This is a genomic window from Bacillus sp. HY001, assembly GCF_007558965.1.
Taxonomy (GTDB): Bacteria; Bacillota; Bacilli; order Bacillales; family Bacillaceae_G; genus Bacillus_A; species Bacillus_A mobilis.
Window position 1 is genome coordinate 123,514 of record NZ_VLTE01000036.1, and the last position, 11,201, is coordinate 134,714.

Sequence of the window (11,201 nt, forward strand, 5' to 3'; positions counted from 1 at the left end):
ATTGCTAAATAGAAAAATAAGTAAGGTGATATTATTTTCACCTTACTTATCTGCTGTTATTATACTTTAAATTTACTAGTCATCGCTTGTAGTTCTTCGGCCATCTCAGCTAAATTTTGCGAAGCTGAACTAATTTCTTCCATTGAATTCATTTGTTCCTCTGTTGAAGCAGCAACACTTTGCATACTAGCTGTATTTTCTTCTGCAGCCGCTGCAATTTCATCAATAGCATTTGTCACTTCATTTGCATCTCCAGCAATTCTCTTCGTTGTTTCTACCATTTGATTTACTTGAGAAACAATATGTGTAGTAGAACTTAAAATTTCCGTAAAACTTACTTTCGTCTTTGTTACAACATCAAGGCCTTGTTGAACTTCCCCATTCACATTATCCATCGCCTTAACAGTATGTTCAATATCAGCCTTAATTTCTGCAATTAAATTTGCAATCTCTCCAGATGATTCTCCTGATTGCTCCGCTAATTTTCTAACCTCATCTGCTACAATAGCAAACCCTCGGCCCTGTTCACCTGCTCTTGCTGCTTCAATAGCCGCATTTAAAGCTAATAAGTTCGTTTGAGTAGCGATGTTTTGAATTGCTTCAGAAATAGCTCCTACCTGTTTTGATTTCTCATCAAGAAGTTTAATAATAGCATCTGACTCGGATACTGATTTAGAAATAGACTGCATTTGTTTTGCTGCTTGTTCAACCAATTCTTCCCCTTCTTCAGCTCTTTCTCTCGCATGTAATGAGGAGATAGAAATTGATTCCGCGCTTCCATTTACATCTTGAATTGCTGTATTTACTTGTTGTAATGTAGCCGCACCTTCTTCAACACCTTGACTTTGTGATTCAGCCCCACCTGATACTTGTTCCATTGCAATTGTAATTTGATCTGTCGCATCATTCGCTTGCTGTACGCTCGCTGTTAACTCTTCAGCCGATGCAGCGACATGTTCTGCTGAAAAACTAATTTGAGTAATCACATCTTGTAAAGAGGCAGACATTTCATTGAAGGAATCCCCTAATTTCCCTATGTCATCCTTGGAATGGATTGTAATTTTCTCTGTCAAATCTCCCTTACTAATTTTATGTGCCGAGTCAGCTATTCTTCTTAATGGTCTTGTAATAGACTTTGTAATGAAATAAATTAATACACTACCAAATACAATAGCGATAGCTATGACAATAAAAGTCTTATAAAATACTGGATTCGTAGCTTGGGTAATTTCTTCGTCGAACATAACTCCAACTACTTTCCATCCTGTTTTCTCATTTGTTGCAAAGATTAAATTTTTTTTATCACCTTGTTCTGTATAAGACACATTTCCTTGTTTATCTTCATAAATTGGTTTAATCCAAGGATCAGTAACTTTTGCACCTGGTTTTCTGGATGGATGACTAACAATTTGCTTATTTTGATCTAAAATAACTGCATAACCTTTTTCACCAATATTAATCATTTTGGAAATTTTTAAGATGTTATCTAAATTTAAGTTAATTCCTATAACACCTTTACCATCTTTTACTTCTTTAGCAATTGTCACTACCATATTTTTGGTAGATGCTGATTGATATGGTGCAGTAACAATTACTTTCCCTTTATTCTCATGTGCTTCTTTATACCAAGATCTATCTGTTGGATTATACCCATCAGCCATTTGGATAAATGGTTCTCTTATAAACTTTCCCGTCTGCGTTCCAATATAAATGCCTTCTACTTCTGGATGAAGTTTTATATATTGTGCTAACTTCGTTCTTACTATTTCTTCTTGCCCGTTTGGATATGTATCCTCTGTTAAGATGTTTGCAAAGTATGCTGCATCAACAAATTTCTCTTCTATATTTTGAGAAATAACAGTATTTAAAATCGAAATGTTTTCCTTTGCTTTACCTGTGATTTGTTGTTCAAAATTTGTTTTGGCAGTTTGATATGAAACACCACCGATAATAAGTCCTGGTATAGTTAAAATAAGAAAGAATGAAATGATTAATTTTTTCTTGATACTCATACATTTAACCCAGTTAAATATTTTTTGCATAATAAGCCTCCTTTATGTAATGTGAATACTTGTGTAATTTTATACAATCAACATATATAAAACAATATATAATGATAACATGTAATTCTTTCGTCAATTATGCATTTTTACATATTCACTACTTCTAAAGTTTTAATCATAAAAAATAAGAGAACTTCAGCTTATATAATAAGCTGAAGTTCTCTTATTTCTTAACAAAATACACCCTCACAAAATCCTCTTATAATTCCTTACATCCCCTTCCTTACTAATTGCTTTTCACATAACTAATCGCCTGACTCCCCATTTGCATCCATGCCTCTTCAAAACGATCTCTCGGTACTTTTACATCCAAACTTTCACTGAGAGGATCTCGAATATATACAAATTCCTTATCATATCCAACAAGCACAACACAATGCTCATTATACGTAATAGAAACATCTCCGCTATTTGTTTCCCATGTAGTAAATTCATCCTCATCTAATGGTGCAAATGTTGCATTCGTAATCATAACTACCGGTTGTCCTGATTTTACACTCTTATACATTTCTTCTATACTCTTCCCTGTTAAGTCTACAGCTTTATTAGGTAAATATTTTTTTGCTAATTGAAAAAGTGGTTCATGATATACACCATATCCAGATTCAGAAAAAGTATAAATATTTCCTACAAATCCTTCATTCGGATTCCCTCTTACACCCTCATCTAAAAAATTAACCTTTTTGATTTCACTTGCCAATTGCATCTTATCTACTGAAACACCTGCATATTGTAATAACATCGCTAAGCTCGTTACTTCGCATCCTCTATCTAGCTCTGGTAATTGCTGAATTAAAGGTACATTTGATAAGATAACCTTGTCATCATTATTACTAAACTCCGCTTCTTTTCCGCTTTGTATATTGAAAAATGTTAACTTCTCCATATACTTTGTAATTCCATTTGTATATACGTTCCATACTGCTATACCGAGTAAGGCCATACATAAATACCACTTCCATCTCCGTATCACTCTCACGCCCTTTTTAGTTCGTTAAATAAGAATAAAACGCGTCAGCATCCGTGCGAATCACCGGTACAAAATTTAGTTCTTTTCCTTTTTCAGGCTGATCTTTTTTTATTTTTTCGGCTAATTCTTGAACGTTCATATTCGTTTTATCCATATTAAGCTCATCTGCCATTTGTAATACTTTTTGCTCATTAATTTCTATTAATACTTGATATATATCTTTACCATACAAATCAATATGATATTTTTTTGCTTCTTCCTGTACTTTTTGTTCATACACTTCTTGTGCTAACGTTTCTATCTCTTTTCCTTTTTGGGAAATACCTAACTCCCCTGCTTCCTCTCTTACTTTCGTTCCATAGATTTCTTCCTCAATGTCCTCTATTTCTTTTCCATTTGCCGAAATGCCTAATTTATCCGCTTCATTGTTAATTTTAATCGTATTAATTTGATTAATTAAATTTACAATCGTTGTATTCTCTATAGATATGCCTAGCTTTAACGCTTCTTGCTTTATTTTTGTTTCATAGATTTCTTCTGAAAGAGTTCCAACGTCTTTTCCTGCAATCGAAATTCCTAACTGTTCTGCTTCCCTTCCTACTTCCGTCTCATGGATTTCTTTTTCTAGCGTAATTTGTTCTTTCCCTTCCGTTTCAATCCCTAAATTCTCTGCCTTTTCTTCTGTATGTACCGCATGTATCTTTCCATTATTTAATTGTTCTTTACTACGCTGCGTGTAATTTGTCTTTCCTTTTGATGTTTCAGAAGGAGAGGCACCGCCTAATATACTTAAACTCATTACTCCAATAGTGAATACCGTCATCATTTTCTTTTTCAAAATTAATTCCTCCCTCTTACACTTTCTTTTACATCATTCCCTATACATAATCGAAATAACGTTATGATCGATATAATCTGCTCAAATACCTTTTTATAATCGCTTCTTCATACGGCGAACTTTCTGTATATCATACATGTTATAAATAGTTTCTTAACTTTCCCTTAAAAAAAGACGACCTTGTAAAAACAAGATCGTCTTCTCACTTATATTCTTTGGTTTTTAGGAAGAATCACTTCAAAACAAGTACCCTCTTCCCATTTGCTCTCTACTAATATTTTCCCATAATGCTTGTCTACAATCCAATTCGCGATTGAAAGGCCTAATCCAGCTCCTTCTGACGCACTTCTCGCTTTATCCCCTTGATAAAAACGATTAAATAGTTTGGGGATATCCTCATCTTTCACTCCTATCCCATCATCTTTCACTCGTATACGAATCGAACTGTTCGTTTGCGTACAATCGATTTGAATATGACCACCTTCATTCGTATACTTCATCGCATTGTCTAACAATATGACCATCATTTGATGAATTCTCTCTCTATCACCCATAAATGATATACCATGCTCTACTTTCAATATCATCTCTTTTTCTTGATAGGAAGCAAGCTCTTTATATGGATCTACTATTTCTTCTAACAATGTATCCATTTCAAATATTTTCTTATCCATCTCAATTTGATTAGAATCCGAACGTGCTAACAATAATAAATTAGCTACAAGCTTAGATAACCGTCTACACTCCTTTGAAATCGTAGAAATATCCATTGCTTTTTCTTCTATTGTCGCAGATGGTGACTGAAATAATATATCTGTTTTGGATTGAATAACCGCAAGTGGTGTCCTTAATTCATGCGATGCATCCGACACGAATTGCTGCTGTTTTTCCCATGATTTTTGAATGGGTACGAGCGCCCTTCCGGCTAAGAAAAAGCCGATGCCTATCGCAAATAGGCTTCCTACACTACAACCTATAACAAGAATTAAAAATAAAGTATTTAACATTTCTTCTTCAGCTGTTGTATCGCGTACAATTTGAACTATTTTCCCATCTTCTTTAAACGCAAAGGTTCTAAAATATCGTCCTTGCACTTCAATATCTTGCAAATCCCCTAACTTCTTTGGAAAAAACTGATCCAAATTCCCTTCAAAGCTAGAACGAAATTTATGGTTATCTCCCTCTATCTCTACTACTTTCCCATTCCAAGTTATTTTAGTTACCCGTGGATCTCCAATTTTAATGTTCTCCATACGTTTTCTTGGTAATATTTTAGCATCTAATTTTTTTCCAAACTGAGCCATCATTTTTATAGATTGATCCATTTCATTATAAATACGCTTATATGTGTACGAATAAATAATACTACCTAATACACCTATCAAAATGATAAATACTAATGAATTCAATATAGTCAATCGAATGCGTGTCTTCTGAAACATACTTCCCTTTTTCATTGTTCTTTTAATATATACCCAATACCTCGAACGGTTTGAATATCTTTCTGATAACCGAATGGCTCTAATTTTTTACGTAAATGATGGACATATACTTCTACAATTGCTACTGTCGTATCTGAATCAAACCCCCAAACACGATCAAAAATTTGTTCACGCATTAAAATCTTTCCGCTATTTTGAACAAGGTACTCTAGAAGCTCATATTGTTTTAGTGTTAGCTTAATACCTTGTCCATCGACTTGAACATCTTTATCTTTTCCAAATAATTCAATCCCTTTATAGCGAATGGTCTGCTTTGTTGTTAAACTACCGCTTCGTCGTAACAAAGCACGAATTCTTGCTTTTAATTCTGGGGCCTGAAACGGCTTAACGATATAGTCATCCCCGCCAAAATCCAACCCTTTCACTCGATCTTCTAAAGAATCTCTCGCTGTCAAAAACAGGACTGGCGTTTCAATCTTTTCATCACGTATTTTTTGAATCACTTCAAAACCGTCCATTTCTGGCATCATCACATCGAGCAAAATGGCATCATATATATTTTGTAACGCTAGAAATAACCCATCTTCTCCATTCAATGCTGTATCTACTTCAAATTCATCGCGTAATATTTGGACAATAGACTCTAATAAAGAAGCGTTATCTTCTACTACGAGTAAGCGCATATTCTCACCTTCCACCATATTGTTCAATTCTATTTATAATTATATTTTAACGTTTTTCTCGATATAAAATTTGGAAGATTTATTATAAAAACTCTTCCTTAAATTTTGCTTAATAAAAAATTGAAAGAAATAAGATTCCCCTTATCTCTTTCAACTTTTTACTACGTATACCTTTTTACTCGGCAACTCCAAACAATTTAGCTGACCACCATACACAGCTCCGCCATCAATTCCAATAATACGATTACTACCAAAATATACTCCGCAATCCTCACTACCATGAAGCGTTTTTGTTTCCGTATGACCAAATACAACAACCTTTTCCCCGCTATATCCATTATGAAATTCATTACGGATCCACATTAACGTGTATGGTTCAGATTCAGAAACTCTTTTCATTGGCTCAACACCAGCATGTACAAATATATACTCTTCTGTTTCAATGTAATGATCTAATTCTTGAATAAATTTTACATGTTCCTCTAAAACATGAGATTGTAAAATCGGTTTTTGGAAATCTCCCTCATTAACCACAATATCTTCTTCTACAAATCCATAACTATATAAAGTCTTATCTCCACCATTTCTTTTTATCCAATGGTTCCATGAACGTTCCTCATCAGTCGTTAACGCTTTAATCATCATATCTTCATGATTGCCCTTTAGAACGAGGGCTCCCTCTTCTTTTAACCCCTTTACCTTTTCAATTACAGCACGCGCATTGGGACCACGATCCACATAATCCCCTAATAAAATTAATTGATCTTTTCTTGCATCGTATTGAGCTTCTTCCAATAACTGTTCGAACTTTTCTATTTCTCCATGAATATCACTAATAACAAGAATTCTTTTCATATTATCCCTCCTCTTTCTAATTATAGTTCAAAACGTCAGAAAGTTCCGAACTGTAATTCCGAATCACATTTATTACAAACTAAACTATTATCCTTACAACAATGTAAGTCTCTTGTCATCCAATTCGATAGTTGCAATTGCTATATTTTCTTATACTAAAAGTAAGAAATGAAACAAAAAACAAGGAGAGATGAGAGATGAAAAAAGTGATGGAAGTTGTAGTAGCAGTGGCAGAGGTTTTCGTAAATGGTAAACAAGTTGCAATGGAGCTAAACAAATAATGAAAAGGACAAAATTCATTCTAGACCCTTTACTCATATAAAAGAGATAAGACTTCTTCATTTTTTTGATCCCTTATCTCCTTGTAAAGAAAACCGCATTCTGAAAAAGGATGCGGTTTTCTTATTGCTATGTTCATTTACACACTTTATTATTCATAGTCAATTATAAACAAGTAAAATCTCTGCTTACATTGTTTTTAACTCAAGTTCTGAAAATCCCATTTTTCTCCTCCTTAGTTACTATGTATCTCTCCCTCTCTTCAAACAATTTTTCCAACAAAAAAATCCCATTCACATACACATTACTGAATCCATCATACGAAATGACTTCTTCATCCTGTCTATCTAAATGGGATTATTTCATACTTATTATTCCACCGGTTGTGGTTGTGGCTGCATTACTTCATTCGCTCCAGCTACCCTCAACATATTTGCAATATCTTTAAAACCTCTTTTTTCAGCATATTGCAGTGGTGTAACATTTTCCTTATTGGCCATATTTACATCTGCCCCGTGGTCAATAAGCATTTGAATTACTTTCTTATGGCTTTCACTACCATTTCCTAATACGATTGCTTCTACTAAAGCTGTTCCACCACGAGCATTTCTATAATTCACATCAATATCCGTATGCTCTAATAACTCTTTTACGACCTCTACATGGCCACGTTCAGATGCAGAAATGAGTGCTGTTCCACCTGATTTAGTAATTTCTTTCGTATTAACCCCTGCATTAATTAGTAGCTTTACAATGTCTGTATAGCCTTCTCTACTTGCATAAAGAAATGGATTACTTTGTTTCTCATCTTTACTTTCAATATTAGCCCCTGCACCAATTAACGCTTTAACTGTCTCTACATGATTTTGATACGTTGCTGCAAGGATTGGCGTTTCTCCATTCTCACCTTCTACGTTTATATTGGCTCCATCTTGAATCAGCTTCATAGCTGTTTCGGTGTCTCCAAGAGTCGCAGAAAGTAGCAACTGTTTGTCCATTAAATTTATACTTTTTTCTTCTTTAGGTTCTTCCTGTTCTTTATGCTTTTCTTTTTTCTTTTCGTTTTTCACATGAACCGGTTTCGATTCTGGCTCCTCTTGCTTATCGCAAGCCACTACCGTCATTAAAAGTCCTAATAACATACATAATAAAATTTTTTGTTTTCTCACAACTACAGCTCCTATGAAAGATAATGTTTTCTTAACCATTCCTCCATCACATACAATAACTCTTCTTGATTACATTTATCCATAAGCCCTTTATATTCCTTCTTTAATCGGATTATCTAAACTTATACCTACGTTTCTCAACCTATATTAGCGCAGCAATTAGTTTAGCACGATTTTACCGCATTTGTATACATTTCTAAAAAGTACATACATGATTGCTTTAGGTTACTATATTCCATTGTAACCGTTCTTCTAAAAATTTTACACCTTTTCTATATTTGCACCTGAGTAATAATAAAAAAAAGACAACTATGTAGTTGCCTTTTTTATTATTAATGGTGCCCACCGTGATTTCCCGTTTTCGGCTTCTCCATCATCTCTTTATTCATTTCCCATTTATGCGCTGCTAGCTCTTTATATGAAAGAACTTTTCCTTTATAGTTAGAAACAAAATTCTCTGCATCCTTTTTACTTTCAAATGAAATGACATTATAAGCCATCGGTGTCGTTATTGTTTTATCATATACGTAAGTCGCATCTTCTAATGAAATCCACTCTTTCGAATCATAGTCGCGAACAAATTTTTCTTTCGTCTTTTCTCCTGGATTAATCTCCATCCATTTATACATACAACCGATATCATCAAACTTTAACGCTTTTCCATTTTCTAAAATAACTTCTGTTGCAAATTGATTATCCATTACCCCAATTTGGCAAATATCACATTTATCATGTTTCTCATCAATTACCACAGCCTCTACTTGTTTCTTGCCACATCCTACTATTGTAAAGGCAAAAAATAAGCATATAGCAAGCATCACATACTTTGTTCTCATTTTATTTCCTCCCTAACCGTATCTTCCACTAGGAGAATATCAAAAACTTGTGTGAGATTTGTGAAAAAACAATGTTCTTTTTGTAATATATGGAACAAAAAAGATGTGTAGTCATATCTACACATCTCTCATCATTCACAACCTGTAATTAATAAATCATCTTCTAACTTAACTAATAATGTATCTGTATTAATTTGCTGTCCAACAACTACATTTACTAACCTTATATTTCCACTAATACCGATCGCAACTTTTTCAAGTTCACCGTTATTTTTTCGGATCATCATTAATTTTTCCCACTCATATACGTAAGAAGATTCTTTAACAAAAATCTCTTCTACTTTTCCTTCATAAGAACTATAAATCTCTTCCATTCTCGTTTTCATATAAAATCTACTCCCTATTTCACACTTCAATATTTTCATCTTATTCTACCATTCTTACGGAGAGCAGCTTACTTTTTAAAAATTCAAATTAACTCCTGTGAACAAAATGACCAAAATAAAAATTATGCTTCTAATGATGTTATTTTTCAAATTATTTACCATTTGAATGATTGATTTTATGATAAACAAAAAACATTTTATCTGAATTTTCATTACATTTTGAAAGCGCAATCATTTTCAAGGGGGAGATTACATGTTAGCACTACTTGGATTTGCGATGGTATTTGTCTTTATGTTTTTAATTATGACGAAACGTATGTCAGCACTAGTAGCATTAATATTAATTCCAATTACTTTCGCATTAATTGGCGGTTTTTATGCAAATATGGGACCTATGATGTTAGAAGGGATTCAAAAACTAGCACCTACTGGTATTATGCTTATGTTTGCTATTTTGTATTTTGGAATTATGATTGATAGCGGTTTATTCGATCCTGTTATTAGTAGGATTTTGAAATTTGTAAAAGGCGATCCTTTAAAAATTGTTGTTGGTACAGCGATTCTTACGATTATCGTTTCATTAGATGGGGATGGAACAACAACGTATATGATTACTGTTTCCGCAATGTACCCACTATATAAACGCCTTGGAATGAATCCACTTATATTAGCTGGGGTTGTTATGTTGGGGGCCGGAGTAACAAATCTTACACCGTGGGGCGGACCGACGGCTCGGGTTATGAGTGCTCTTGGACTAGACGCATCAGAACTCTTTACACCACTTATACCAGGAATGATCGCTGGTGCAATTTGGGTCGTTTTCGTTGCTTACTATCTTGGCAAAAAAGAAAGAAAACGTTTAGGCATTATGAATGTACAATATTTAAAACAAATGCAAACGATGGATGAGCAAGCTGCCACAGTAGAAGCTGCCGTTCATAAACGCCCTAAGCTTCTATGGATTAACTTTTTATTAACTGTTACCTTACTTGTCTGCCTTATACTAGAAGTTATGCCGTTACCTGTTTTATTTACAATTGCTTTTGCGATTGCTGTTATGCTTAACTATCCGAACTTAGAACAACAGAAAGAACGTATTGCTTCTCACGCAGGGAACGTATTAGCGGTTGTTTCTCTCGTATTTGCCGCTGGAATTTTCACTGGTATTCTATCAGGAACAAAAATGGTAGATGCAATGGCTCAAAGTGTAGTCACTCTTATACCTGACGCGCTTGGACCACAACTACCAATTATTACTGCTCTTCTTAGTATGCCATTCACATTTTTCATGTCCAATGATGCATTTTACTTCGGGGTATTACCTATTTTAACGAAAGCTGCCGCTGCTTACGGAATTAGTGCAGCTGAAATGGGACGCGCTTCATTACTTGGTCAACCTGTTCACTTATTAAGTCCTCTTGTCGCATCCACTTATTTATTAGTCGGAATGGCCAAAGTTGATTTTGGTGAACATCAACGCTTTACTTTATTGTGGGCTGTTGGAACGACAATGGTGATGTTGATTACCGGAATAGTAATTGGGATTATTCCAATATAAGATAAAAAAGAGTAGCGGACATATTAATCTGTACCCTTTGTAAAGGACATTTTGAAAAAAGTTAGGCAACATCAAGAAGATGATTTCTGTATTCAACAGGAGTCATCTTTTTTAAATTCCAT

Annotated in this window: 10 protein-coding genes and 1 pseudogene; 1 reads left to right on the forward strand and 10 read right to left on the reverse strand. The window is 34.1% G+C overall.

What is annotated here, in order from left to right; genetic code table 11:
- Positions 1 to 59: 59 nt before the first annotated feature.
- From FOT98_RS33570 to FOT98_RS18975, 10 genes and pseudogenes are all read right to left on the reverse strand, one after another.
- Complete coding sequence (locus FOT98_RS33570; protein ID WP_441296792.1) at positions 60 to 1,007, reverse strand: methyl-accepting chemotaxis protein; 948 nt, start codon at positions 1,005 to 1,007, stop codon at positions 60 to 62.
- Positions 999 to 2,042 (reverse strand): annotated as a pseudogene (locus tag FOT98_RS33575) (HAMP domain-containing protein); the annotation flags it as partial. The pseudogene FOT98_RS33575 and the gene FOT98_RS33570, both read right to left, overlap by 9 nt.
- 247 nt (positions 2,043 to 2,289) lie before the next feature.
- Positions 2,290 to 3,036, reverse strand: coding sequence for a C39 family peptidase (locus FOT98_RS18935; protein ID WP_063261627.1), 747 nt, complete (start codon positions 3,034 to 3,036; stop codon positions 2,290 to 2,292).
- 13 nt (positions 3,037 to 3,049) lie between these two features.
- Positions 3,050 to 3,871 (reverse strand): hypothetical protein, encoded by an 822-nt coding sequence (locus FOT98_RS18940; protein WP_063261628.1) that lies wholly within the window; start codon positions 3,869 to 3,871, stop codon positions 3,050 to 3,052.
- 206 nt (positions 3,872 to 4,077) lie between these two features.
- The gene (locus FOT98_RS18945) at positions 4,078 to 5,328 is read right to left on the reverse strand and encodes a sensor histidine kinase (RefSeq protein ID WP_080467663.1); all 1,251 of its coding nucleotides are present in this window, start codon (positions 5,326 to 5,328) and stop codon (positions 4,078 to 4,080) included.
- Complete coding sequence (locus FOT98_RS18950; protein ID WP_063261630.1) at positions 5,325 to 5,996, reverse strand: response regulator transcription factor; 672 nt, start codon at positions 5,994 to 5,996, stop codon at positions 5,325 to 5,327. The genes FOT98_RS18945 and FOT98_RS18950 overlap by 4 nt, the downstream gene beginning before the upstream one ends.
- Before the next feature lie 150 nt (positions 5,997 to 6,146).
- Complete coding sequence (locus FOT98_RS18955; RefSeq protein ID WP_063261631.1) at positions 6,147 to 6,851, reverse strand: metallophosphoesterase family protein; 705 nt, start codon at positions 6,849 to 6,851, stop codon at positions 6,147 to 6,149.
- A gap of 650 nt (positions 6,852 to 7,501) precedes the next feature.
- Complete coding sequence (locus tag FOT98_RS18960) at positions 7,502 to 8,338, reverse strand: ankyrin repeat domain-containing protein (protein WP_140384249.1); 837 nt, start codon at positions 8,336 to 8,338, stop codon at positions 7,502 to 7,504.
- A gap of 293 nt (positions 8,339 to 8,631) precedes the next feature.
- Positions 8,632 to 9,135 carry a nitrous oxide reductase accessory protein NosL gene (locus FOT98_RS18970; protein ID WP_063261632.1) on the reverse strand — a complete coding sequence of 168 codons (504 nt, stop codon included), beginning with the start codon at positions 9,133 to 9,135 and terminating at the stop codon, positions 8,632 to 8,634.
- A 131-nt stretch (positions 9,136 to 9,266) separates the two neighbouring features.
- Positions 9,267 to 9,521 carry a hypothetical protein gene (locus tag FOT98_RS18975; RefSeq protein WP_000857649.1) on the reverse strand — a complete coding sequence of 85 codons (255 nt, stop codon included), beginning with the start codon at positions 9,519 to 9,521 and terminating at the stop codon, positions 9,267 to 9,269.
- 253 nt (positions 9,522 to 9,774) lie between these two features.
- On the opposite strand from FOT98_RS18975, the gene FOT98_RS18980 reads away from it, so the two are divergent.
- On the forward strand, positions 9,775 to 11,079 hold the full coding sequence (locus tag FOT98_RS18980; protein WP_063261633.1) for a CitMHS family transporter: 1,305 nt from the start codon (positions 9,775 to 9,777) through the stop codon (positions 11,077 to 11,079).
- Positions 11,080 to 11,201 lie beyond the last annotated feature (122 nt).